This is a genomic window from Thiocapsa rosea, from assembly GCF_003634315.1.
GTDB lineage: Bacteria > Pseudomonadota > Gammaproteobacteria > Chromatiales > Chromatiaceae > Thiocapsa > Thiocapsa rosea.
On sequence record NZ_RBXL01000001.1, the window covers coordinates 3,879,283 to 3,904,613 of the forward strand.

Annotated in this window: 19 protein-coding genes; 6 read left to right on the top strand and 13 right to left on the bottom strand. The window is 65.0% G+C overall.

Annotation, left to right across the window (positions count from 1 at the left end):
- Positions 1 to 38: 38 nt before the first annotated feature.
- The 5 genes from BDD21_RS17530 to BDD21_RS17550 all read right to left on the bottom strand — a co-directional run bounded on the left by BDD21_RS17530 (position 39) and on the right by BDD21_RS17550 (position 6,022).
- Entirely contained in the window at positions 39 to 2,915 is a 2,877-nt protein-coding gene (locus tag BDD21_RS17530) for a DUF349 domain-containing protein (protein ID WP_120798245.1), read from the bottom strand.
- Between the two features lie 279 nt (positions 2,916 to 3,194).
- Positions 3,195 to 4,046: a hypothetical protein gene (locus tag BDD21_RS17535; protein ID WP_147431127.1), complete on the bottom strand. Its 852-nt coding sequence runs from the start codon at positions 4,044 to 4,046 to the stop codon at positions 3,195 to 3,197.
- Between the two features lie 152 nt (positions 4,047 to 4,198).
- Entirely contained in the window at positions 4,199 to 4,831 is a 633-nt protein-coding gene (locus BDD21_RS17540) for an MBL fold metallo-hydrolase (RefSeq protein WP_120798247.1), read from the bottom strand.
- 250 nt (positions 4,832 to 5,081) lie between these two features.
- The gene (locus tag BDD21_RS17545) at positions 5,082 to 5,318 is read right to left on the bottom strand and encodes an HP1242/YdcH family protein (RefSeq protein WP_120798248.1); all 237 of its coding nucleotides are present in this window, start codon (positions 5,316 to 5,318) and stop codon (positions 5,082 to 5,084) included.
- A gap of 188 nt (positions 5,319 to 5,506) precedes the next feature.
- The gene (locus BDD21_RS17550; RefSeq protein ID WP_120798249.1) at positions 5,507 to 6,022 is read right to left on the bottom strand and encodes an OmpH/Skp family outer membrane protein; all 516 of its coding nucleotides are present in this window, start codon (positions 6,020 to 6,022) and stop codon (positions 5,507 to 5,509) included.
- A gap of 259 nt (positions 6,023 to 6,281) precedes the next feature.
- On the opposite strand from BDD21_RS17550, the gene BDD21_RS17555 reads away from it, so the two are divergent.
- From BDD21_RS17555 to BDD21_RS17570, 4 genes are all read left to right on the top strand, one after another.
- Positions 6,282 to 6,824, top strand: a complete 543-nt coding sequence (locus BDD21_RS17555) for a DUF2058 domain-containing protein (RefSeq protein ID WP_120798250.1) — start codon at positions 6,282 to 6,284, stop codon at positions 6,822 to 6,824.
- A gap of 100 nt (positions 6,825 to 6,924) precedes the next feature.
- On the top strand, positions 6,925 to 7,665 hold the full coding sequence (locus tag BDD21_RS17560; RefSeq protein WP_211335089.1) for an NYN domain-containing protein: 741 nt from the start codon (positions 6,925 to 6,927) through the stop codon (positions 7,663 to 7,665).
- Positions 7,666 to 8,131: 466 nt separating this feature from the next.
- Positions 8,132 to 8,959, top strand: a complete 828-nt coding sequence (locus BDD21_RS17565) for a TatD family hydrolase (RefSeq protein ID WP_120798251.1) — start codon at positions 8,132 to 8,134, stop codon at positions 8,957 to 8,959.
- 53 nt (positions 8,960 to 9,012) lie between these two features.
- Positions 9,013 to 10,770, top strand: coding sequence for a SulP family inorganic anion transporter (locus BDD21_RS17570; RefSeq protein WP_425470260.1), 1,758 nt, complete (start codon positions 9,013 to 9,015; stop codon positions 10,768 to 10,770).
- Between the two features lie 262 nt (positions 10,771 to 11,032).
- On the opposite strand, the gene BDD21_RS17575 is transcribed toward BDD21_RS17570, so the two are convergent.
- The 3 genes from BDD21_RS17575 to BDD21_RS17585 form a co-directional block, all read right to left on the bottom strand.
- Complete coding sequence (locus tag BDD21_RS17575) at positions 11,033 to 12,484, bottom strand: cryptochrome/photolyase family protein (protein ID WP_120798252.1); 1,452 nt, start codon at positions 12,482 to 12,484, stop codon at positions 11,033 to 11,035.
- Between the two features lie 248 nt (positions 12,485 to 12,732).
- Positions 12,733 to 13,518: a dienelactone hydrolase family protein gene (locus tag BDD21_RS17580; protein WP_120798253.1), complete on the bottom strand. Its 786-nt coding sequence runs from the start codon at positions 13,516 to 13,518 to the stop codon at positions 12,733 to 12,735.
- Between the two features lie 472 nt (positions 13,519 to 13,990).
- Positions 13,991 to 14,923: a histone deacetylase family protein gene (locus tag BDD21_RS17585; RefSeq protein WP_120798254.1), complete on the bottom strand. Its 933-nt coding sequence runs from the start codon at positions 14,921 to 14,923 to the stop codon at positions 13,991 to 13,993.
- 258 nt (positions 14,924 to 15,181) lie between these two features.
- On the opposite strand from BDD21_RS17585, the gene BDD21_RS17590 reads away from it, so the two are divergent.
- Positions 15,182 to 17,860 (top strand): bifunctional acetate--CoA ligase family protein/GNAT family N-acetyltransferase, encoded by a 2,679-nt coding sequence (locus tag BDD21_RS17590; RefSeq protein WP_120798255.1) that lies wholly within the window; start codon positions 15,182 to 15,184, stop codon positions 17,858 to 17,860.
- Positions 17,861 to 18,101: 241 nt separating this feature from the next.
- Here the strand turns inward: BDD21_RS17590 and BDD21_RS17595 are convergent, their stop codons facing one another.
- The 4 genes from BDD21_RS17595 to ftsH all read right to left on the bottom strand — a co-directional run bounded on the left by BDD21_RS17595 (position 18,102) and on the right by ftsH (position 23,235).
- Complete coding sequence (locus BDD21_RS17595) at positions 18,102 to 18,416, bottom strand: SemiSWEET family sugar transporter (protein ID WP_245969668.1); 315 nt, start codon at positions 18,414 to 18,416, stop codon at positions 18,102 to 18,104.
- A gap of 172 nt (positions 18,417 to 18,588) precedes the next feature.
- Positions 18,589 to 20,148 (bottom strand): lytic transglycosylase domain-containing protein, encoded by a 1,560-nt coding sequence (locus BDD21_RS17600; protein WP_120798256.1) that lies wholly within the window; start codon positions 20,146 to 20,148, stop codon positions 18,589 to 18,591.
- Between the two features lie 386 nt (positions 20,149 to 20,534).
- Positions 20,535 to 21,170, bottom strand: a complete 636-nt coding sequence (locus BDD21_RS17605) for a Maf family protein (protein WP_120798257.1) — start codon at positions 21,168 to 21,170, stop codon at positions 20,535 to 20,537.
- 133 nt (positions 21,171 to 21,303) lie between these two features.
- Positions 21,304 to 23,235, bottom strand: coding sequence for an ATP-dependent zinc metalloprotease FtsH (ftsH, locus tag BDD21_RS17610; protein WP_120799994.1), 1,932 nt, complete (start codon positions 23,233 to 23,235; stop codon positions 21,304 to 21,306).
- A 250-nt stretch (positions 23,236 to 23,485) separates the two neighbouring features.
- Between ftsH and BDD21_RS17615 the strand changes: the two genes are divergently transcribed.
- On the top strand, positions 23,486 to 24,397 hold the full coding sequence (locus BDD21_RS17615; protein ID WP_120798258.1) for a PDZ domain-containing protein: 912 nt from the start codon (positions 23,486 to 23,488) through the stop codon (positions 24,395 to 24,397).
- A 164-nt stretch (positions 24,398 to 24,561) separates the two neighbouring features.
- Here BDD21_RS17615 and BDD21_RS17620 read toward each other — a convergent pair whose 3' ends face one another.
- The gene (locus BDD21_RS17620; RefSeq protein WP_120798259.1) at positions 24,562 to 25,137 is read right to left on the bottom strand and encodes a hypothetical protein; all 576 of its coding nucleotides are present in this window, start codon (positions 25,135 to 25,137) and stop codon (positions 24,562 to 24,564) included.
- Between the last annotated feature and the right edge of the window lie 194 nt (positions 25,138 to 25,331).

A 25,331-nucleotide genomic window follows, 5' to 3' on the forward strand; every position in this document is an offset into this window, starting at 1 on the left:
CCGGGCGGGTTCTGGGTCGTGGCCGATGCACAGCCGTGTCAGGCCGTCGCTTCGCCGGGCTCTCGGGCGAGGGCTTGGCGGATCCGCTCGAAGCGGCTGTTCAGGCCGGCGGAACGGGGTGCGGGGCCGCAGAGGTACCACTCTTTGAGGAGTCTGGCGCTGCCTTGCAGGGGATCTTCCTCGCCGTCGACCATCCGCTCGGTCAGGCGTGCGACCTGGAACTCCAAGCGTTGTTGGGCAAGCTCGGGCGGGGTTTCGACGCCGGCGAGGATTTCGAGCTGTAGACAGAGTTGGCTCAGGTGCGCGGCGTTGGCGTCGTAGCGGCGGCGCAGTCCGGCGAGCTGCTCGGGGTTGTGTGCGGCGGCGAGCGCGGACGCGAAACGCGCGGCGATGGCCTGTTGGATCTCGGAATCCTGTTGCTCGGGTAGCTCTGCCCAGGCCTGCTCGGCCGCTTCGGGGGCGAGCAGGGCGTCGGCTTCTCCGAGGAGTCCGAGTTCGAGACGCTCGCATAGCGCGGCTTGGCGTTGCAGCAGATCGAATGCGCCTCGGCGCTGTTGGTCCTCGCAGTCGCGCAGGTGCTGTTTGAGCGCCTCGCGGGTCTCGCGCCAGCGTTCGTTGAGCGGGCCGGCGCTCTGGCGCGGGATGGGCAGGGACTGGGCATCGTCCCAGCGCCGTTCGAGCTCGCGCAGCTCGGTGCGCAGTCGTTTCGGGTCCTGCTCGTTTCGGGCGAGTGCGATGGCGTCGGTGCAGACGGTCTCGCGCGTGGCGAGATGCTCCTTCATCTCGTTGGCGTGGGCCTGGTGCAACGCGGCGCGACGCTCGAAGATGGCGTCGCAGGCGCTGCGGAAGGTCTGCCAGAGCTTGTTTTCGTCCTTGTGGCGGGCCGGTACGGTGGTGTGCCACTCGCGCTGGAGAGCCTTGGTCCGCTCGATGGCGGCGTCCAGATCGGGCTCGTCGACGAGGGCCTCGACCTTGGCGATCAGGTCCTGCTTCATCGCCTGATTGCGTTTGCGCTCCCCGTCAAGGCGACGATCGAGCTGCTTGAGCGCGTGGCGGAAGCGCCCTTCGAGCGCCTTGAAGTGGCGCGAGTCCACCGGTCCGATGGAGGCCCAGGTGTGGCGGGTCTCGCGCTCGGCGCGCAGGACGCGCTTCCAGTCGATGCGGTCCCAATCGACCTTGGAGAGGAAGTCTTCGATCTGGTCGCAGACGGACTCGCGCGCGGCACGGTTGGCCTCGCGCTCGGCCGCTTGGGCTTCGAGGTAGGGGCGACAGCGCTCTTGGACGGCGTCGCACGCCTTGTGGAAACGCTCGGCGACGGCGGCGCTGGCGCGCGGTCCGGTCTTCTCCAGACCCTTCCAGTCCATGCGCATGGTGTGGAGCCGTTCGCTCAGGGCTTGCAGGGGCAGGTCGGCCTCGATGAGCTGCTCCATCTCCTCGCAGAGGCCGTCGCGATGCTGATCGGCACCCCAGCGGCGCCAGTGTTGCAGGTCGCGCAGGCGCGGTGCGAGCACATGCAGGCGTGCGGCGATCTCCTCGGCCGCACCCTTGGGCAGGGCGCTGGCTTCGACCAGGTCCAGGCCGGCGCGCAGGCTTTGGTAGAGCGGGTCGGCCTTCTTCAGCTCGCCCTCTTCGAGGTGCTTCTCCAGCTCGGCGAGTTTTTCGGGGAGCTGTTTGAGACGGTGCTCGGCGTTCTTGCGCTGGGTCTTGGTCCGCGATTCGAGGCGCTCCACCAGTGCGAGGAAGGCTTCGGTCTCGGCCGTTGCGGGGAGTTCGGCGGCGAGTGCGCGTGCTTGCTCGATGAAGGTCTTGGTCGCGCGCAGATCGAGCGGCTTGGGCTCGTCGAGGAGCTTCTGTGCCCGATTGCTTGATTTATGTAATTGCGACAGACGCTTGCGCTGATCGCCGAGGGCCGTACATGCGGCGTCGGCCGCGTCCATGAGCGTGCGGTAGCGCTGGTCGAGGGGTCTCTGGCGTTGCGGCGGGAGTGCGTCGAGGGCGTCCCAGGCGGTCGAGACCCGTTCGCACAGTGCGCGAATCTCTGGCTCGGCGGTCAGCGCGGGGGCCTCGGACAAGGTGTCGAGGAGGGCGAGGCGTTCGGCGTGCAATGACTCGTGGGCCTCTTCGGCGGCGACCCGGGCGGCGGTCTCGCGGGCGTGACCGCCATAAGCCTGGATGAAGCGCTCCCGCGCGGTCTCGTAGCGCGTGCGCCAGTCCGGCTCGGCCTCCTCGCGGATCTCGGCCCATTGGCGGTCGAGAAGATCGAGGATGGCACGATCCTGGTGCCAATGTTCGAGTCGACCTAGACGCTCGGCCTTTTGGCAAAGTTCGTCACACAGTGCGCGCACGCGCAGCGGACGCTCTTCGCGCTCGGCGATTAGGCGCAGTTTCTCGCGTGCGCTGCGGTAGACGTTCTTGTCGCGCTTGCCGATCTGGCGCACGACCTGTTCAAGTGCGTCTTTGGTCTCGATGCGCTCGACGGCCGCGCCGCGGTTGGCTGCGAGGGGATCCTGGACGGCGCAGAGCGCGAGCGCCTCGGGAGACGCAAGCCGCTCGATCGCTGCGCGCCGGACCTCGGGAGCCTGCCCTTGGATGGCGACCTGCTCGAGGGTGCGCGCGTCCTCGACGAGCGAAAGCTCCGCGAGGCGTGCATCGACGCCGACTCCGTCGGGTGTGTGCTCGGCCGGCTGCGTGCCGCAGAGGAGATGCCGATAGCGGGCGGCGGCGATCTCGCGCACGCCGGCGTCGGCGTCTTCGGTGAGGATCAGGCGAAGATGGGACAGCCCGAGAAGCCGCCGCGTGGCCTCGCGCCGCACCGCGGGATCTTCGTGACTGAGGGCGCGTTCGGCCAGAACCTCCTGGTCTTCCTCTTTGTGTGTCTCTTGTCGTTTTTTCTTGAGAAAGCGCTCGAATAGCATGTGTGACTCGCCAACCGTTGCCCACGGACCGGCCATTGTACTCAGAAACGCGAGCAAACGGTCTGACGACTCTATACCTGGCGCAGCACGGACGATGTGTCGAGACTGTTCGTTGTCGTTGTCGTTGTCGATGGTCGGTGACGACAACGACAACGAAAATGATCTCGGTCGGTCTCGGAATCTCTGCACTGCTCCACTAAACCGCGCCAGCTCTAACGGTCGTCAAGTCTGCCGGGGCCGATCCCATCCAAAAACATCGCATACCGCACCGGGCGCGGTTTAGATCCGGCAGTGCGTCGGCAGGACCGCGTGAAGTCGGGTGTCCTCCGCAGGCAACGCGATCCCGGCGTCCTCGGCGATGAGGCGAAGGACGGGAATGAAGGGGTAACCCGCGCCGGTCTCGGCTTTGGTCTCGAAACAGGCCTCGTAGGCGTCGGCGATGCGCCGAACGAGGCGACGGGCCGTCTCGCCGATTGGGTCGTCCGGATGCGGGGGCGCCGCCGCTGCGGTCGTGGCGGCCGAAGGTGAGATCGGCTGCACGGCAGGCGGCGTGTCGAGGAGGGCTGACGCGGCTGCCGCGATGCGCTCGACCTCGCGACAGACCGCGTCCAGATAGGTTTGGTCGTGGGGCCGGTCGAACGGGTCGGAGCTTCGCAGACGACCGGTGAGCGCCTCGCGCGACGGCTCGTCGAGTGCTCCGAGCCCCCGGACGAGCAGACGTGCCGTGTCCGCGAGTGCCGAGAGCGGTTCGCTTGGATGCGGTGTCGGCTCCGTGGCTGGACGTTCCGCCGGCTTGGCGGCCGATACGGCAGCGGCCTTCTCGACTTTCGCCGGGGTGCGGGCGTCCTTCCCGGATGCACGACAGCTCGCAATGCCGTACTCGACGGCGGCGGCAAACAGCTCGCGGCTTTCCGGATCACCGACGGCCTGATCGCTCAGGCACGCGAGCAGGGCGGCCCGCCCGGATTCGGAGAGTCGGTAGGGTTCGAGAAAGTGGGCCTTCTTGGTGCGTTTGAGCGCGTTCCGAGGCGGGGCATCCGGCGGCTCGGCCTCCGCGTTGCGCATCCCACGGCTGCGCGGCGGACTGCTCTGTCGCCCCGGTGTCGGCGTCGGGATGCCTGATTTTCGCATGATGCCGTTCCTTCCGCGGGCGCCTGCCCGGTTGCGGACGTTGCTCGGTGAACGCTTAAACCGCGCCCGGTGCGGTATGCGTCATGTGTTGGAATGGCTTGGCCGCGCCAGCTCCGACGACCTGGATGGATGACTGTCGGAGCTGGCGCGGTTTAGTCGCGAACGAAAGGGTTGGTGCGTCGCTCCTCGCCCAGGGTCGACATGGGGCCGTGCCCGGGGATGAATCGCACATCGTCTCCGAGCGGAAACAGGCGATCCCGGATGGAGTCGAGGAGCTGGCGATGGTTTCCGCGCGGAAAGTCCGTGCGTCCGATCGAGCCCTTGAAGAGGACGTCGCCGACCTGGGCGAGCTTGCCGTGTGCGTCGAAGAAGACGAGATGGCCCGGTGTGTGACCGGGGCAGTGCAGGACCTCGAGGGTCTCCTCGCCGACGGCGATGCGCTCGCCCGGCTGCAGCCAGCGATCGGGCTCGAATGCGGTGACGGGCGGAAACCCGAACATCTCGCACTGCTCGGCCAGGGCGTTGAGCCAGAAGGCGTCGTCCGGATGCGGGCCCCAAATCGGGATGCCGAGTCGGCGCGCGATCTCGGCGCTGGCGCCGACGTGGTCGAGGTGGCCGTGGGTGAGCAGAACGTATTCGGGTTTCAGCTTCAGCGCTGCGACCTGCTCGAGGATGCGCTCGGCCTCGCCGCCCGGATCCACGATGACGGCGGCAAGGGTGCGCTCGCACCAGAGTAAGGTGGTGTTCTGCTGAAAGGGGGTGACGGGGATGATTCGAAATTGCACGGGTCAGGATCACGCGTTCGGGGCTCGATGTCCGCGCATGGTTTCATCTGGTGTCCGGGTTGTCCAGGACTCGATCGAGAGCCGATCGCTAGGGGCGGACGTGACCCGAGACGCGGATGTCGGCGGATGGATGCGGGGCCTGTCCGTGAGGGCGAGACGCGCTTCGACCGGGCGACGGGGCCTCTCGGGTCGGGTTGCCGGCGCTCGAGAAGCCCGGGTCGGGGGCCGATGTCGGCAACCCGGTCTGCCCTCAGGAGCGCAGAATGGCGTAGAGCGTATCCTTCAGAACCAGGCGTTCCTTCTTGAGTTCCTCGATGGTCTCGTCGGCGACGGGCGTGCCCAGTTCTTCGAGATTGCGTACCCGGGCGTCGAGTGTGTCGTAGTCGTCCATCATTTGCGCGAACTCGGCGTTGCTCGAGCGCAGGGCAGAGATCTTCGCTTCGAGATCGGGGAACTCGTGAAGGAGGTCGTGTGATTCGCCAAGCATTGTATCCGTTCCTCAAAAATGTGCAGTAACCCGCGCAGTGGCCGCGCCGGGGGTCGTGTGGTCGGGGCGGGTCTGGCTCGCCGGGTGCAGGCGCAGCGGCAAACCCGGCTCGATGCCCCAAAATGATACCGCAGCGTCAGGGGTCGGACATAGCCCGTTCACGCCGAACGGTTTGTTTGGCCGTCGTCTTACTTGGTGTTCGCATCCAGGTGCTTGATGACTTCGGCGGTCAGATCGAGCTTCTCGTCGAGATAGAGGAGTCCGGACATCCCGGGCTCGACGACCATGCCGACCTTGTTCTTCTTGGCGACGGCGTTGATGGAGTCGCGCGCCGGACCGATAATCTCGCGGCTCTTGGTCTGCTGGACCTTCATGATCTCCTGTTGGATGCCGTTGGCCTTCTCCTGGAAGGCTTCGATGCGCTTCTGGACGTCGGCCTCCTGCTTGCTGACTTGGTCGGCGCTCATCAGTGGTGCATCGCGCTCGAGCGATTGCTGGAGCTTGCGGATCTCCTGCTCCTCGGCAGCCATCTCTTCCCCGCGCGGCTCGAACTCTTCACGCAGCTGCTCCTGAAGACGTTTGCCCAGCTTGCTGTCCTCGAGGACCTTTTGCATGTCGACATACCCCACCACGTCGGCGGCCAAGGCGTGGGTCGGCACGATGAAGAACAGAGCAAGCGCGGCAAGGAGGGCAAAACGGGACATGAGCAGGACTCCGAGGGTCGAAAGAGTAGGGTGATGCAAGACGCGGTTTGCGAGCATACAGCGGCAAGGCCGATCACGGAACGGCGCCGCGCGCGATTTTAACCCTCCGCTCTCGCTCATGGGAAACCACTCGCATGCTTGCGTCGCGGGCGCGCCTGTCGGATCCTGTCGCTCGGCTCGGGCATTCGGATATCCGCCGAGGGTTCGCGGACTTGGGTCTGCTCGGCGATCGTCGACATCTTTTTCGGAGATCCACACCGTGGGCAACTCGTTGCAGGACCAATTGCTCAAGGCCGGCTTGGTCAACGAGCAGAAGCTCAAGCAGGCACGTTCCACCAAGCACAAGAAGACCAAGCAGCACGCCGGTCCGCGCAGCACGGCGCTCGACAACGAGGCCCGGCTGGCCGCCGAGCGTGCCCGTCGCGAGAAGCTCGAGCGCGACCGCGAGCTCAATCTGCGCCGTCAGGAAGAAGCGGCCTTGCGGGCCGCGGAGAACGAGATTCGCCAGCTCGTACACACCCATCGGGTGGTGCGCGATCGCGGCGATCTGGCGTTCAATTTCACCGACGGCACGACGCTCAAGCGCATCTATGTCAACAAGGAGCAGCACGCGAAGCTGGTCGGAGGAAGCCTGGCCGTCGTCCGACAGGATGCCTTCTACGAGGTCGTGCCTGCGGAGATCGCCGTGCGGGTGGCGGCGCGCGATGCGAGCCTGGTCTTGGTCCACAACAAGGCCGCCGAGGAGAAGGACGCGGACGATCCGTACGCCGACTATCAGGTCCCGGACGACCTCATCTGGTGATGCGATCCGGTGATGCGATCTGGCGCCGTATTCGATGCGGATGATCCGGCGTGATCCGAACCCACTGAATTCAAACATCGAATAGACAGGAAGACCACGGATGTCCGACATCGCCAACCTCAAGCTCGCCGTGCTCATCGATGCCGACAATGCCCAGGCGAGCATCGTCGAGGGGTTGCTTGCCGAGGTCGCCAAATACGGCACGGCTCACGTGAAACGCATCTACGGGGATTGGACCCTGCCCAATCTGGGGTCCTGGAAGGACACCCTGCTGCGGCACTCGATCCAGCCCATGCAGCAGTTTCGCTACACCAAGGGCAAGAACGCGACCGACGGGGCCATGATGATCGATGCCATGGATCTGCTGTACTCGCGCAACTTCGACGGCTTCTGCATCGTCTCGAGCGACAGCGATTTCACCCGGCTGGCGTCGCGTCTGCGCGAGTCCGGCATGACGGTGTACGGCTTCGGCGAGCAGAAAACCCCGGAGCCTTTCGTCGCGGCCTGCGACAAGTTCGTCTTCACCGAGGTGCTGCGCGAAGGTGCGGGCGGCGACTCGACGACGCGCAAGAGCGGCAAGGATCTGCAGCGCGACGCCAAGTTGGTCAACCTGCTGCGCGCCGCCCTGGACGGTGCCGCGGACGACACCGGTTGGGCCGGACTCGGCGCCGTCGGCTCGGCGATCGCCAAGCGCAGCCCCGAGTTCGACTCGCGCAATTACGGTTATGCCAAGCTCAGCGGACTGCTCAAGGCGATCCAGCTCTTCGACATCGAGGAGCGGCAGGTCGGGCGCGGTCCGCACAAGGCGTTGTTCGTGCGGGATCAGAAGACGACGGCCTAAGCCGCGTCTGCCGCGTCAACGGACGGGCTTCGGGTGGGTCTGTGTTGCGCGCATCTGCGGTGTCTGAGCGGACGCGGTTTGAGGTGATTTCCGGAGGAATCCGTACCTGTAGGTTGTGCTGAGGGTAGGAAGCACAACTTCAGCGGGCGGTTCGTTGTGCCTTGCACGGCTCGGCACAACCTACGGCCCCGCACATTCCTGGTTGTCCCTCACGCCGTACGTCGCGAGCAAACCGTCGCAAAATCTGTCGTTGTCGTTGTCGTTGTCGTCGTCGTAATCGGATTACGGACGACAACGACAACGACAACGACAACGACAACGAGAAGAGCCTTCGACCCCTTTTCCTGGTTCCGGCTCTGTCGATCAGCGACGTGCGCAACGGGTCTATGAGCCAGGTCTGTCGAGGCGCGTTCGGATGTGTACTTCCATGCCTCGCGAGACGGCGATGCCGTGCGGGATGCGATCTATGATCGATACACACTGTCATTTGGATGTCGCCGAGTTTGATGCCGATCGGGATGCGGTGCTGGCCCGGACGCGTGGGGCCGGCGTGGCTGCGATCGTGGTCCCGGCGATCCATGCGCAGGGTTGGGACGGTCTGCTCGCGCTCTGTGCCTCGGCGGACGATCTCTATCCGGCGCTGGGTCTGCATCCGGTCTATCTCGACCGTCACCGTGCGTCCGATCTCGATGCGCTGGAACGGGCGATTGCGGAGCGTCGTCCGCTCGCCGTCGGCGAGATCGGTCTGGACTATCGCCTGCCCGAGCTGGATCGAGCGGGTCAGCAGACGCTGTTCGAGGCGCAGTTGTCGATCGCCAGGTCCGCGGATTTGCCGGTGCTCCTGCATGTGCTCAAGGCCCATGACGAGGTCCTGGCGACACTTCGGCATGCTCGGGTGAAGGGCGGCATTGCGCATGCCTTCAACGGCAGTCTCCAGCAGGCACGGCAGTACCTGGATCTGGGGTTCCGGCTCGGCTTCGGAGGGATGTTGACCTTCACCCGCTCCTCGCGTCTGCGCCGTTTGGCGGCCGAGCTGCCGGGCGAGGCGATCGTGCTCGAGACGGATGCGCCGGATATGACGGTCGCCGCGCATCGGGGCGAGCGCAACAGCCCGGAGTATCTCCCGGATGTGCTGCAGGCGTTGGCGGATATCCGCGGCGAGTCGCCCGCCGCGCTGGATGACTCGACCACGCTCAATGCGTGCGACGTCTTGGGGCTTGAGATCGACGGCGCTCGCGATCGATCGACGTCCGATCATGGCACCGATCAATGGAATGAATCATTGACGCCATGAATCTTGAGTATGCTTGGGGCCTTTTGAATCGATCGTCTCGAGGATCCTAGTCCGTGCCACATGCCGTATCCGCCGGTCGCCGGTTGTTCGCTCGATTCTTCCCGTTTCTGGCCTGGGCCGGCGAGGTTCGGCATCCCCTGACGTTGCGGGCTGACCTGATCGCGGGGATTACGGTGGCCCTGGTGCTGGTCCCGCAGTCGATGGCCTACGCCCAGCTTGCCGGGTTGCCCGTGCAGTACGGGCTCTATGCGGCCTTCCTGCCGCCAATCGTGGCGGCGTTGTTCGGCTCGTCTCGGCAGCTCTCGACCGGGCCGGTCGCAGTGGTGTCCTTGATGACGGCGGCGGCGCTCGGGCCGCTGGTCGCTACGAATCCCGAGGGCTACGTTGCCTATGCGGTCCTATTGGCCTTCATGGTCGGACTTTTTCAGTTGATGTTGGGGTTGCTTCGACTCGGCGTGCTGGTGGACTTTCTATCGCATCCCGTCGTGGTCGGATTCACCAACGCCGGTGCGCTCATTATCGCCACCTCTCAGATCGGCAAGCTCGTCGGGGTCAGCGTGTCGGGCTTCGAGCACCATTACGAGACCGTCTGGTACACCGTGCAGGCGGCGATGACGCAGACCCATCTGCCGACGCTCTGGATGGGCATGTTGGCTTTTGTGATCATGTTCGGTTTGCGCTCGGCTGCGCCGAAGGCCCCGTCGGTCCTGATCGCGGTCGTGGCGACGACGCTCCTGGCCTATTCCACCGGTTTCCAGGAGGCGGGCGGACGCGTGGTGGGGGAGATTCCGGTCGGACTGCCCGGGATGACGCTGCCGTCGTTGGATTGGCCGGTGATGGTGAGTCTCATCACGGCCGCCGTGACGATCGCGCTGATCGGCTTCATGGAGGCGATGTCCATCGCCAAGGTCATGGCGGCACGCAGCCGCCAGCGTCTGGACGCCAATCAGGAGCTGGTGGGGCAGGGACTGTCCAATATCGTCTCCGGTGCCTTTTCAGGCTACCCGGTGTCCGGCTCATTCTCGCGCTCGGCGGTCAATTTCAACGCCGGGGCGGTCACGGGCTTCTCATCCGTGGTGGCCGGTTTAGCGGTTGCCGTCGCATTGCTTTGGCTGACCCCGCTGCTGTATCACCTGCCGCAGGCGACCCTGGCCGCAGTCATCATCCTGGCGGTGGTGAACCTCTTCAAGATCGCGCCGATCATTCATGCCTGGAAGGCCGAACCCACCGACGGCGTGGTTGCCGTCGTGACGTTCGGGTTGACCCTGTTGTTCGCCCCGCATCTCGATCAAGGCATCCTGGCCGGTGTCGGTCTCTCGCTCATCCTTTTTCTGTTCCGGACCATGCGCCCGCGTTTTGCCGTTCTGTCGCGGTACGAGGACGGCACCATGCGCGATATCGCCGTGCATCACCTGCCGACCAGTCCCAAGATCTCGATCGTACGTTTCGACGGCTCGCTCTATTTCGCCAATGCAGGCTATTTCGAAACCCGGGTCTTGGCAGTGGTCGCCGACAACCCGGAGCTGGAGTACCTGATCATCGACGGGGAGGGCATCAACCAGCTTGATGCCACCGGCGAGGAGGTGCTGCATCATTTGGCCGAGCGACTGCGCGAACGGGGGATCGAGGTCCTGGTGGCACGGATGAAGAAGCAGTTCATGGACACGATCCGGCGTACCGGCCTGATCCACATCATGGGCGAGGATCACTTCTTCTCGCGCGTGACCTATGCCTTGAACTACGCCTGGGACCGCCTCGGCGACCGTTATGACCGTACCACCTGCCCGCTGCGCAGTCCGGCAGTGACCTGAGGCGAGTCGGACGCAGAGGCGAACCGAAGCCGGTCTTGGTCATCGACCCGGCCACCTCCCCGATCGCATCGGGTGGACGAGCGTCCAGAGCGAGATGCTCATTTTCGAGTCAGTTCGACGCTTGGTGCATTCACGGCCCTTGGCGGGGGTGCGGTTTAAAACCATAGATTTTTTAATATCTTAAACCGCGCCGGCTCCGGCGATCGTCAGGTCTGGCCGGGCCGATCCCATCCAAAACCTCGCATATCGCGGTGGGCGCGGTTTAATCCGCCCTGGCCGCCGTCTTGACGACCTCGTAGGCCGCTAGGGCCGCCTCGCGCGACGCCTTGAGATCCACGATCGGGGCCGGGTAGTCGCGCCCGATCCGAATGCCGGCATGACCGAGCAAGGCGGCCGGGGCGGTCCAGGGTTGATGGATGTATTTGTCCGGCAGGCGGGCCAGCTCCGGGCACCAGCGTCGAACATAGGTTCCTGCCTTGTCGAAGCGCTCGCCCTGCAGGACCGGGTTGAAGATGCGGAAATAGGGCGCGGCGTCCGCACCGCAGCCGGCGCTCCACTGCCAGCCGAGGCTATTGGCGGCGAGATCCGCGTCGACCAGGGTGTCCCAGAACCAGCGTGCGCCGGCCTGCCAGGGCAGGCGCAGATTCTTGGTCAGGAAGGAAGCGACGACCATCCGCACCCGGTTGTGCATCCAGCCAGTGTGCCAGAGCTGGCGCATGCCGGCATCGACCAGCGGGATGCCGGTCTCTCCGCGCTGCCAGGCCCGGAGCATCCGCTCGGCGTCGTCTTCGCGCCAAGGCAGGGCGGCGAAGCGCCGATCCAGCGGCTCGTCCGTGGTGTGCGGGTAGTGATAGATCAGATGGTGGGCAAACTCGCGCCAGCCGATCTCGCGCACGAAGGACTCGACCGGATCCGCGGTCGGGTCGTCCCACTGCTCTTTGACCATGGCGATCATCCGACGCGGACCGATCTCGCCGAAGTGCAGGTGCGGCGAGAGCTCGGATGTCCCGGCTTGCGCCGGCAGGTCGCGCACGGTCGCGTAGCCCCGGACGCGGTCTCGCAGAAAGGTGCGCGCATGCTCGAGCGCGGCGGTCTCGCCCGGTGTCCAGGTCTCGCGCAATCCCGCGTCCCATGGGATGGTCGGGAGCAGGCCGAGGCGTTCGAGGGGGAGCGAGTCAAGCGACTCCGGGGGCGGCGGCAAGACCGCCGGAGCGGGCAGGGGGCGGACGTCGGAAAGTCGAGCGGCGCAGCGGCGCCAGAAGGCGGTGAAGACCCGGTAGGGCTCGCCGGTGCCGGTGGCGATCTCCCAAGGCTCGAACAGAAGCGATGCGTTGTGACTGTCCACCCGCAGGCCATCGGCCCGCAAAGCTTGCTTGATCCGGCCGTCGCGCTCGCGTGAGGTCGGATCGTAGAGGCGATTCCAGTGGATCCGGGTGGCGCCGGTCGCCGCGACGATACGCCGCAGCTCGGCCAGGCTGTCCCCGCGTGCGATCAGGAGCCGACTGCCGAACGCCTGTAGAGCCTGGTCGAGGCTCGACAGGCTGCCGTGCAGCCACCACCGACTCGCTGCACCCGGTGCCCAAGGCGCTTCCGAGTCCGGGTCGTAGACATAGACGGGTACGAGCCTGGCGCAGTCGACCAAGGCCGCTTGAAGCGCGGGGTTGTCGTCGAGACGCAGGTCGCGACGAAGCCAGAGGATGGCGGTGCTCGGCATTGCGGGGTCCGGTCTCGGGTCGGTTTGAATTCGGCTGCGGGCTCGATGCGAGGGAGCCGATGGGTCTCTCGCGCCGGGTCGGAGCGACCGCCGGGGTTGTTGGGCATCGCTCCCGCTCGGCCCAACCTACGGCGAATGCATTCCGGATTGCAAGCAACCGATCTCCTGAACCGCGTCGCCACCGACCGTGACGAGCCGTACAAAGGCGATCCTAAACGCCAAGTCTGCATGCGCCCGCAGGACGCGGTTCAGTCCGCGAAGACCTCGTCGAAGAACCCCTGCATCAACGCCCAAGACCGCGCATCGGCCTTGGGGTCATAGGCGAGTGCGTCGATCCCGAACGCGGCGGCGTCCGGGTTGGTGAAGCCATGGCGTGCGCCCGAGTAGACGATCATCTGCCAATCGGCCCCGGCCGCGTCGAGCCCTTCCTTGAAGGCGGCGATGCGCTCGGGCGGGACAAAGCTGTCGGCCTCGCCGTGGGCGATCAGGATGCTTGGCTTGATGGCGCCGGGCTCCAAGTTTTCGGCTGGGGGCAGGGAGCCATGGAAGCTCGCCACACCGTCGAGATCGGCACCGGCATAGGCCATCTGCATCACGGTGGCGCCGCCGAAGCAGTAGCCGATGGCGGCGAGCTTCTCGGTGTCGACGCGGTCGCTGGTCTTCAGGGTTTCGAGCCCGGCCAAAGCGCGCTGCTGCCAAGCGGACTGATTGGCGGTGATCTGCTGCATCCAGCCCTGGGCGTCGGGCGCGTGATCGGTGACCTTGTTGTCACCATACATGTCGGCAGCGAAGGCGACATAGCCAAGCTCGGCGAGCATCTCCGCGCGTTTCTTGATGTAGTCGTTCAGGCCCCACCACTCGTGAATGACGAGCACGCCGGGGCGTTTGCCCTCGATCGAATCGTCGTAGCTGAGATAGCCCGTGAGGACGGTGTCGCCGTCGCGGTATTCGACACGCTCGGTCTGGATGGCGGCGCCCGCGACGAGAGGGGCGCAGAGCAGCAAGGCGGCCATGTGAGTCGATGGTCTTCTCATGAGTCTCTCCGATCCGGTGATTGACTGAGCTTTGGAATGGGTCCTGTGCGCCGGCCTGGAGCCGCCGAAGAGGCGGGAGGCCGACACGGTTTGCGAAAGGTCAGGCCATGCGGCCCGGATGACAACCCCGAGTCCCTCGGTTCAGCGCAGCGAGCCGTCAGCGTGATTGTCACGCGATCGGCATTGCGACAAGCGCGGGACCTCTCTATCCTAAACTGCGCCCGGAGCGATATGCGTCATTCTCACGTTGTGTTTGGCCTTGTAGATATCCTCGATCTCGGTGAGATGCGGTTTAAAATTTAATTTTTTCAATATCTTAAACCGCGCCGGCTCCAGCGGTCGTCAAGTCTTCCGAGGCCGATCCCGTCCAAAAACATCGCAGACCGCGCTGGGCGCGGTTTAATGCTGCGATGCAACAGGTTGCCGGGAGGCATTTCTTGATCCCGACCGGATCTGCTTCGCGGCGAGTGCATCACGCGTGTCCGATCAACTCATCGACGTGCGCACTGACGCTGCGTCCGAGCGCGGACAGACTGTAGCCGCCTTCCAGACAGGACACGACACGCTCTTGTGCATGCCGGCGTGCCAGCAGGTGGAGCTCGCGAGTGATCCAGGCATAATCGGGCTCGCGCAGATTGAAGTGCGCCATATCGTCCTCGACATGCCCGTCGAACCCCGCCGAGATCATGACCAGCTGTGGTGCGAAGGCGTCGAGCTTGGGCAGCCATGCGGCCTCCACCGCGGCCCGAAAGGCCGCCCCGTCGGTCAGCTTGGGCAGCGGCAGGTTGAGGATGTTGGGCACCTTGGTGTCTGCGCCGCATCCGGGATAGAAGGGGTGCTGAAAGCTCGAGCAGAAGAGCACGCGCTCGTCGCCGCTGAAGATCTCCTCGGTGCCGTTGCCGTGGTGGACGTCGAAATCGACGATGGCGATCCGCTCGATGCCGTGTTCGGCCATCGCATGTGCGGCGCCGACGGCGACGTTGTTGAAGAGGCAGAAGCCTCCGGTCGTGCGCCGCCCGGCATGATGGCCGGGCGGGCGAACGCAACAAAAGGCCGCATGATGTTTTTCGCTCATCACCAGGTCGACCCCGAGGATGGCGCCGCCGGCCGCGCGCAGTGCAGCCGGCAAGGTATGGCTGTTCATGGCGGTGTCGCCGTCGACCCAGACCAAGACGTCGTCGACCTCCGGGGCGGCATCGAGCAGCCCCTGGACATAGTCCGCATCATGCACGCGTGTCAACTGCGCCACGCTCGCCTCGGGTGCGTCGTAGTGGGTGACCAGCATCTCCATCCCGGAGGCAATCATGCGATCCTGGATGGCGTAGAGTCGCTCCGGACACTCGGGATGGTGCGCACCCATCTTGTGCTGTTGACAGGACGGGTGAGAGATGAATGCGAGGTTCATGCAATGGTCCTCAAGGCATTGATCGCACGCGGGAGACGGATCGTGCCCGGGCAATTCTCGTTGTCGTTCGGCGCGTTGCTGCGCCCGTGTCGAATCCTTGAATCCACTCTTTCGAGCTTTTTGGTCTTCGAAACGCGTCTACGCCGACCCGGCGGATGCATCCGAGGCATCACCGATCCAGCACCCGGGCGTGTCACGCCCGACGCGTTTCGAACGCGGTTTAGCTTAATCCTTTTTATTGCCCGGGAGGGCGATTCCATGCGCGTATCCGATATCGAACAACTCTTCACGCCCACCGCGGTTGCGGTCTTCGGGGCCAGCGACAGCGAGGGGTCGATCGGCGGCATCGTGTTTCGCAATCTGCTGGCCGGTGGATTCAAAGGCAATGCCTATGCGATCAATCCCAAGTACAAGGAGGTGGCCGGGGAGCCCTGCTATCGCGACCTGGACCAGCTCGACAAGCATGTCGACCTGGCGCTGATCGCCACGCCCGCCGATCGCGTCCCGGAGATCCTCAATCAGTGCGGCGGCTACGGGGTCAAGGTCGCGGTGGTCCACTCGGCCGGTTTCGGCGAGTACGGCGAACGCGGGATCAATCTCCAGGAACGCATGGTCGAGGCGGCGCGGAGCAACCGTATCCGCGTTCTCGGACCCAACTGCATCGGGGCGATGCGCCCGCAACACGGTCTGAACGCCAGCGTCGGACAGGATCTTCCGCGCCGCGGCAACGTGGCCCTGGTGTCGCAGTCCGGTGCGATCTGCACGGCGATGATCGATTGGTCCGAGCGGCGACGTATCGGTTTCTCGGCGATGGTCTCGCTGGGCGCGGCAGCCGACGTCGACTTCGGGGACGTGCTCGACTATCTCGCTCTGGACAGCCAGACGCAATGCATCCTGCTGTACGTGGAGGGGATCCGCAACGCGCGTCACTTCATGAGCGGGTTGCGTGCGGCGGCGCGGCTCAAGCCCGTGGTGGTGGTCAAGGCCGGGCGACATCCGGCCGGAACCCGCACGGTCAAGTCGCACACCGGCGCCTATGTGGGCTCGGCGGACGTGTTCCGCGCCGTCACGGAGCGTGCGGGCGTGGTGCAGGTCTCCAACCTCGATCAGCTGTTCGCGGCCGCTCAGGTCTTCGGCACGCGTCGGCGTCTGGCCGGCGACCGCATCGCCGTCATCACCAACGGCGGCGGACCGGGTGTACTGGCTGCGGATCGCATTGTGGAGTTGGGTCTGTCGCTCGCGCAGATCAGCGACACGACGCGTCAAACCCTGGAGAAGGGGCTGCCTGACCATTGGTCCCACGGCAACCCCATCGACATCATCGGCGACGCCCCGCCGGAGCGTTACCGGCTGGCTTTGGATGCCTGTCTCGCCGATCCGGAGGTCGACGGCGTGCTCTGCATCCTGGCGCCCTTGGTGTTCGGTGATCCGGTCGCCACGGCCGAGCAGGTCATCGCGGCAGCCAAGGACAGCCGCAAACCGGTGCTCGCCTGTTGGATGGGCGGAAAGCGGGTGGCCGAGGCCCAGGAGCTGCTGGCCGAGTACGATGTGCCGCATTTCGACAGCCCGGAGGTGGCGATCGACGCCTTCTCCTTCCTCGCCACCCACCAACGCAACCAGAAGCTGCTGATGCAGTCGCCGGGCCCGCTCTCGCAGGAGGATGCGCCGGATGTGGAGGGCGCGCGCCTCATCATCGAGGGCGTCATGGCCGAGGGGCGCAAGACGCTGGGCACGGTCGAGGCGAAGGCCATCCTCTCGGCGTTCCGCATCCCGACCATGCAGGCGGTGTTGACCCGCACCCCGAACGAGGCGTTGATGGCCGCCCAAGCCCTGGGATTCCCGGTCGTGATGAAGATCAACTCGCCGGACCTGGAGCATAAGTCCGATGTCGACGGCGTGCGTCTGAACATCGACGATGCCCAATCGGTGCGCCGGACCTTCACCGAGATCGTCGAGCGAGCCAAGCGGCTGCGCCCGGATGCACGCATGGAGGGCATCACGGTCGAGCACATGGCCTCCACACGTGCCGCACGCGAGATGATGATCGGTGTCACCCGGGACCGGATCTTCGGTCCCGTGATCAGTTTCGGTGCCGGCGGCACCAAGGTCGAGGTCCTCGAGGACCGCGCGCTCGGTCTGCCGCCGCTCAACGCCTTCATCATCCAGACCATGATTGACCACACCCGGATCGTGCGTCTGATGGGCGCCTTCCAGCATATGCCGCCGATGAATCGCGTGGCCTTGGCCAAGATTCTTCAACGGGTTTCGGAGATGGTCTGCGAGCTGCCCGAGATCATCTCGATGGACATCAACCCGCTCATCGGCAACGACAAGGATGTCGTCGCCGTGGATGCGCGCATCAAGGTCGACTATCGCCCGCCCCAGCAAACCACCTACGGGCACATGGCGATCCACCCTTATCCGAGCCACCTCATCGAGCGCGTCCAGTTGCCGGACGGCAAGGATCTGGTGATCCGCCCGATTCGCCCGGAGGATGCCCAGATGGAGCAGGAGTTCGTTCGGGGGCTTTCGGAGCAGACCAAGTATTTCAGGTTCATGCAGGCGATCAAAGAGCTGACGCCCGAGATGTTGGTGCGCTTCACCCAGATCGACTACGACCGCGAGATGGCCCTGATCGGCGTGGTCGAGCACGACGGGGCCGACGTCCAGGTCGGCGTGGCCCGCTATATGGCCCGACCGGGCGGCGAGGCCTGCGAGTTCGCGATCGTGGTCTCCGATACCTGGCGAAACCTCGGAATCGGCGCACGATTGATGCGTTCGCTCATGCAGAATGCGCGCTCGCGCGGCTTTCGTGTCATGGACGGCGAGGTACTCAGCGCCAACAATCGGATGCTGGCCTTGGTCAAATCGCTCGGATTCCGCATCGAGAGCGACCCGCAGGACATGGCGGTCAAATGGGTCAGCAAGGTGCTTTAAACCGCGTCCGGCAGCGTAGGTATTGCCTTGAGTGGACAGCGCATTGGGCGCCCATGTGTGAGGCTGGCGTCGACGCGGTTTAAGTCAATGGGGGGCTGAAGTCGGTGTGCCGGTCTTCGGGTTCGCCGGTTTCAACCGGCCCCGGGGCAGGCGGACTTCAGTCCGCCGAGACCAACGATCGGAATGGTGTTCTCGGGAGCCGAGAAAGGACGAATGCGCCGACGCTCGTGACTCCGCTTACCTACCCGGACGGGTTCTCGGGCGTTTCACGGAGCTTGTGCCAGAGCACGATGGATGCGAGGACAAGGGTGACTGCGTTCGCGGCGATCACGGGCCAAGAGCCGATCAGAAGCCCGTAAAGGCCCCAAAGCGCGACGCCTGCGCTGAAGAGCGCATACATCCAAAGAGAGATGGCCCGCGTGTCGCGGGTGCGCAAGGTGCGCACCACTTGAGGTACGAAGGAGACGGTGGTGAGTGCCGCCGCAGTAAAGCCGATGGTCTCGACCCACAGCGTCACTGCGAAGGTCGCCCCGGCATAAGCACAGGCATCCGGCACCCACCAGGCCCGGGACCGAAAAATCGACCCCGCGCGAGCCAATAAACGGAACGAGCTTTTCCGGTGATCTCGTTGCTTTTAATCGTCATTTAAACCGCGCCGTCTCCAGCGGTCGTCAAATCCGCCGGGGCCGATCCCATCCAAAAACATCACATACCGCACTGGGCGCGGTTTAAATGCTGACCTTGAGCTTCTGTCCCGGACGGATCTTGTTGTCGTCGGGCCGCATCTTGTTCAGCCTGCGCAGCTCGTCGACAGTGATGCCGTTCTGAACCGCGACGCGATAGAGCGTCTCCTGCGGCTTGACGACATGGTAGCGCGCTGCGGTCGCCGGCTTCTTGGACTGCTGCGCGGTAGGGGCCTTTGCGATCTGCTTCGCGGGCGCTTTCGCCACGGGTTTCGTCGCTGTCGCCGCGCGGGTCGTCGTTGTGGCAACCGGCCTCTCGACCTTGGCGATTGCCTGACGGGTCGCCGGCGATGCCGTGGACTCGGCGCGGGCGACCATAACGTTCGAAACGGGCGGCGGGTGGCTGGCGACGCGTCGTTTGGTCCCGGCCGGGAGCCAAACCGTGCTGCCGGCGGGCAGATGCGCACGGCCGTCGCGTGCACGGTCGCGCCAATGCATGTTGAGGTCGGCGAGGCTGTAGGGAGTCACGCCATAGTGTCCGGCGACATGGTTCACCGGCATGGCGTGCTGGAGGACCAGGCGATCATGCGGCCAAGGCTCCTCGCGGCGGACACCCTCCGGGAAGTAGCGATCGGCGTTGCGTGTCACCTCGCGGGCGGCGATGAACTCGGCGTAGAAATTGCGCGAGGCGAAGCCGAAATATTGACCCCGATAGTTCTTCACGATGCCGCCGATGTCGTCGCCGAACTGGGCCTTGGCGTTCGCCATCCCGCCTTGACCATGGTTGTAGGCGGTGATGGCGAGCGGCCAACTCCCGAGCCGACGATGGGCTTGGGACAGATAACGAGCGGCACCGTCGGCGGCGATGATGGGATCGAACCGATCGTCGATGGTGTCGTTTACATTCATGAACATGCGTCCGGTCGCGGGCATGAACTGCCAGACGCCTGCAGCGCCGACCCCGGATCGGGCATTGGTCTGAAACGAGGATTCCACGTGCGGGAGATAGGCGAGATCCTCCGGGACCCCGTGACTGCGCATGATCTCGCGGAAGGCCGGGTCATAGCGCCCGCTGATCTCCACACCCCGATGGAAGCGTTCGCGCAGCCCGCGTTGACTGCGTACCCGATCGGCAGCCCCGTAGACCGCGGCGCGACCGCCGGCCTGCTCGAGCTTCGCGAGCAGCGCCTTGTCGCTGCTGCTCAGGCTCTGACCGGTTCGTACGCGCTCTTCCAGAAGGCGCAGCTGGCCCTTGTAGGCGTCGGTGCGGTCACGCACCAGCGAGCGTTGCGGGTCCGTGTAGCCCTCTTTGATGGGCGAGGGAAGCTGGACGACCTCGTAGATCACGCCCATGTGCTCGTTGTCGTGGATGGCGACTTCGCCGCGACTCCAGATGCCGTAGACGTGGCGCCAGAAATCCACATTCGGCTGGATCTCGGCCGGAACGGGAAAGGTGTCCGAGCCGGCGACAAGATCGCCTCGCGTCCAGCCCTCTTCCGAGGCGGTGCGTTGGCCTCCGTTGCTGCCGCAGCCCGCCAAGCCGAGCAGGGCAAGCGACAACAGCAGGAACGACAAATACCTGATACTGATCGGATAGTTCTGCATGGTCCGCGTGTCCTCTCGAGCGTGATCCGGGCGCGCCGAAGTTCCTGCGACGGGGTATGACCCCGATGAGAGCACAGGCTCGTTCGGGGAAAGGGCGATGCCAAGTGAATGCTCGGCGACATCACCGGCTCGGTGCGTGCGCTCCATGCGGTCTGTTCGACGACCATTTGATCTTGGCTCACGAAAGCTGACTTTGCAATGGCCGATTGCAGAGAAAACATGTCCTTTCTTGATCCGCTCGGTAGGGCGCATATTCTTGAAACGGCTTGAGTTATTGCTATCGAATATCATGTTTGTCAGTGTTTTATATCAATTGATCATTGCAATGTATTGCTATTTTTCTCGGCTTGCCCTTGATTGAAATCGATCCCGTTTTATCCGCTTGGTCAGGCGCGAAGCGGATGCATGCCTTCCGCTTCGAGTAATGAAACCAATCGGATGAGAGGCAATCCGATCAAGGTATTGGGATCGTCACCTTCAAGCCGCTCGAATAACGCGATACCGAGACCCTCCGATTTGAAGCTGCCGGCGCAATCGAAGGGCTGTTCGCGATCCAGGTATCCTTCGATCTGTTCTCGGTCGAGGCGTCTAAAATGCACGCGAAAGGGTTCGACGAGGGTCTGCGCGCGACCGCTGGCCGTGTCGAGCAGACATAAACCGGTCTGGAAGACGACCATCCGCCCGGACGCCCGCTCCAGTTGAGCGATGGCGTTCGCGCGGCTCCCGGGTTTTCCCAAGACATCGTCGTCGATACAGGCGACTTGATCCGACCCGATCACGAGTGCGTTCGGATGGGTCGGCGCGATCGCCCGTGCCTTGGCTTCGGCCAGTCGCAGAACCAGGACCTGAGGCGATTCGCCGGGTCGGCGTCGTTCGTCGACATCGGGAGCTGCAGTCGTAAAGGGCAGTCCCAAGCGCTCCAGAAGTTGGCGCCGGTAGGGCGAGGTCGAGGCAAGGACGAGCGCGGGGGCAGGCACGGTGTCGGGATCCTGATGCGGTTTCCGGAGGTCGCCTCGAGGCATTGACGTCAAGGTCGGGCGCTCGGTCGGTCGGTCGGCCTGAAGTATAAAACAAAAAAGCCCTCGCAATCGATTGCGAGGGCTTGAATTGATCTGCCCGGCCGATGGCCGGGCGTGCATGGTCGCAGAAGGAAGGTCAGACGCCGCCGACGGCACCTCCGACCACGGGCGGCTCTTTGCGCGGTGCACCGCCCTTCGGCAGGTCTCCGCCGCCGCCGGACGTCGGCTTGGTGCTGCCGAAGTCGTCGTCGGGCTCACGCATCGGCCGACCGGTCATGATGTCGTCGATCTGATCCTTGCCGATCGTTTCGAACTTGAGCAGCGCCTCGGCCATCGTGTGCAGCTTCTCGAGGTTGTCCTCGAGCATCTGCTTGGCGCGCTTGTAGTTGCGATCGATGATCTGGCGCACCTCCTTGTCGATCGCCTGCGCGGTCTCGGGCGAGACCTGACGCTGCTGCGTGACCGAGCGTCCGAGGAAGACCTCGCCCTCGTCCTCGGCGTAGGCCAGCGGCCCGAGGTTATCGGACAATCCGAAGCGCGTGACCATGTTGCGTGCGATATCGGTCGCGCGCTCGATGTCGTTGGAGGCGCCGGTCGTCACATGCTCGGGCCCGAAGATCATCTCCTCGGCCAGCCGTCCGCCGAACAGGGTCGAGAGCTGACTCTCCAACTGCCGCTTGCTCATGCTGTAGCGATCGCGCTCGGGCAGGAACAGGGTCACGCCGAGCGCACGTCCGCGCGGGATGATGCTGACCTTGTGAACCGGATCATGCTCCGGCACCAGACGCCCGACGATCGCATGACCGGCCTCGTGGTAGGCGGTCAGCTTGCGCTCGGACTCGGACATCACGATGCTGCGCCGCTCGGCACCCATCATGATCTTGTCCTTGGCACGCTCGAACATCTGCATTGCGACCTCGGTGTGCCCGGCGCGTGCCGCGAAGAGTGCGGCCTCGTTGACCAGGTTGGCGAGATCGGCACCCGAGAAGCCCGGCGTCCCGCGGGCGATGGTGCGGGAGTCGACATCCTCGGCGATCGGCACCTTACGCATGTGCACCTCGAGGATGGCCGCGCGACCTGCCAGATCTGGCAGACCGACGACCACCTGGCGGTCGAATCGGCCCGGACGCAGGAGCGCCGGGTCGAGCACGTCCGCGCGGTTCGTGGCCGCGATCACGATGATGCCCTCGTTGCCCGCGAAGCCGTCCATCTCCACCAGGAGCTGGTTCAGGGTCTGCTCGCGCTCGTCGTGACCGCCGCCCAGCCCAGCACCGCGCTTGCGACCGACGGCGTCGATCTCGTCGATGAAGATGATGCAGGGCGCGGCCTTCTTGGCCTGCTCGAAAAGATCGCGTACGCGCGAGGCGCCGACACCGACGAACATCTCCACGAAGTCCGAGCCCGAGATGCTGTAGAAGGGCACCTTGGCCTCGCCGGCGATGGCACGCGCCAGGAGCGTCTTACCGGTGCCGGGAGGGCCGACCATCAGGACGCCACGCGGGATGCGGCCGCCAAGGTTCGAAAATTTCTGCGGGTTACGCAGAAAATCCACCAGCTCGCCGACCTCTTCCTTCGCTTCTTCCACACCTGCGACGTCGCGCAGCGTGACCTTCACCTCGCCTTCGGCATGCTGGCGGGCGCGGCTCTTGCCGAAGTTGAAGATCCCGCCACCGCCACCGCCGCCGCCCATGTTGCGGCGCATGAACCAGAACCAGACGCCGATCAGCAGCAGGAAGGGCAGCCAGGCGATCAGGATCTGAGCCAGAACGCTCGGGCGCTCGGGCGGCTCGGCGCGAATGCTCACGCCGTTCTCCAGAAGGTCGCCGACCAGTGCGGGATCACCCGGATCGAAGGTCTCGAAACGGGATCCGTCGGTTCTCAGGCCCTTGATCTTCTCGTCCTGAATGGTGACCTCGCGGATCGAGCCGTCGGACAGTTCCTGAAGGAACTGGCTGTAGCTTAGGCTGCGGGATTCGATCGGGTCGGTGGTCGTCATACTGTTGAACATCATCACCAGCCAGATGGTGACGGCGACCCACAGCAGCAGATTCAAGTTTTTGGCATTCATTCTCAGGCTGTCCTCGTTGACCATCGCTCGGCTGGAGCTCGATGCTCTGCCTCGCGGCATTGGCGGGTACATCGGGGCATGGGTCCGAAAACCAACGGAAACGCTGCCGCGGTCGATGACTCGACGGAGCTTATCAGTTTTGGAGGGGCGGCGAGTAACCGCACCGTCGTTCTGCGGTGCGAGCCGGACGGGAACGCGGCGGATTCATTGCGGTCGCAGGCTCACGTCCAACCTACCGAGATCCCCTGCAATGCAACCAGCCGTTCCCTTGTTGTCAGCCGGCTTTGCGGCCGGTGCCCTCATCGGCGTTGCCGCCGTCGCCGGCTATCTCGTCATGACCGAGCCGCAGCCGCCGGCCGCGTCCGATGCCGAACGCGTCGCCGAGACGGCCTCGCCGACGCCGCTCCCGACCGCGCTCCCCACGGCGCTGGGTGTGACCCTGGATGCCGATTCGGAGCCGGTAGCGCCGTCGGCCGAGTCGGGGCTGCCCGACCGCGACGCGCCCACGCCCGCGGCATTGCGAAGTTTGGAGTCGCAGGTGACGGATCTGCGTGTTCGACTGGCGAGCGTGGAGCAGGCGATGAACCGCGTCCTGAGCGCCTCCACAGCGGCCGCGAGCGTGGTCGAGGAGGTCAGGCCACCGGCCCCGCGTACCGCCGAGGAGCGGCGCAATGCACTCACCGCCGCGGGCGTCGATCCGGGGCTGGCCGAGGAGTTGATCTTGAAAGAGGCGCAGCGCTCGCTCGAGCGGCTCTCGTTGCGGGATCAGGCGATTCGCGAAGGCTGGCTCGGCAACGCCGAGTATCGCGAGGAGCTCGCGCGGATCAACGCGGACACGCGCTCGCTTCGCGAAGAGATCGGCGACGACACCTACGATCGCTATCTTTACGCGACAGGTGCAGACAATCGCGTAAGGGTCGATTCCGTCATCCCCGGATCCGCTGCCGAGATTGCGGGGCTGCAACCGGGCGATCTGATCGAGGCCTACGCCGATGAGCGCCTGTTCGATTTCTCGGAGTTGCGCAGCAAAACAACCGAGGGCGAGTACGGCGAGCAAGTCGAGGTGCAGGTGCGCCGCGCGGGCCGCGTGATCGAGACCTGGGTCCCGCGCGGGCCGCTCGGCGTCACCTTGGATTCAGCACGGGTCGGGCCTTCGCCCTGAGCGCCGTCGCAGAACTATTCGTTGTCGTTGTCGTTGTCGTAATCGGATTCCGGACGACCACGAACACGACAACGACAACGACAACGACAACGAGTAGAGCCTTGGATCACTTTTCCCGATTCCGGCTCTGCCGGTAGATCTTTTTCCGGAAGTCACCTTACCCCTCAACGCAGATCCTTGGCGACGTCCTGCATCAAGACCGCCAAGGGACCGGCAACAGCGGGTTGGCCCGGCGGCACCTTGCAGTCCCGACAGGATGCGGTGTAGACCCGATCCAGGCGTACCCGGCCGGTTTCGGGGTCGCTTGCACGGATGCGCATCGCGATGGATCCGCTGCGCTGATTCGGTTGGGTCCAGCTCAGTGCCGTCAATGCCGGTTGGATGAGCAGTCCGCCCTCGTGAGCCTCGGAGGCGTGCTCGAGCGGAATCACCCCGGCGAAGAGGTCGCTTCGGTCCAAGTCCTCCACCATGAGCTTCTGGATCCACCACGCCGAGACCTCCGGCGACGCCGACGTACGCCCGTCCACGACCGGGGCGATCGCGAGGGCCGGGGGGCCGTCGTAGATCTCTCCGGAGGCGGTTGCCTTGGGCCTGGCCGGAGCCGGCGTCCCGACGACAGTCGAGGGTCCGACCCTGGTCGAGGTCTGGACCGGAGCGGAGGTCGGACTGGATCCGCAGCTCGCAGTCACCAGGGCGACGACGGCGACGAGCAGCAGGTGTGAGAAACGGCGGGACAACATAGACGCGGACCTTTGCTGAGTTGGACGGACGAGGCGGTCGAAAGAGACGTCGGACGCCTGGCGCGGACATGCTTCGATGCCGTCCTGCGCGTGCGGAAAGCCGCCGACGGTGCTCTATCATAGCGGTCTCGGGCGTGCGCGCGCAGCCCCGCCGCGTTCAAGGCGCGGTGGCCCTAGGAGCGAGGCTGTTGCTG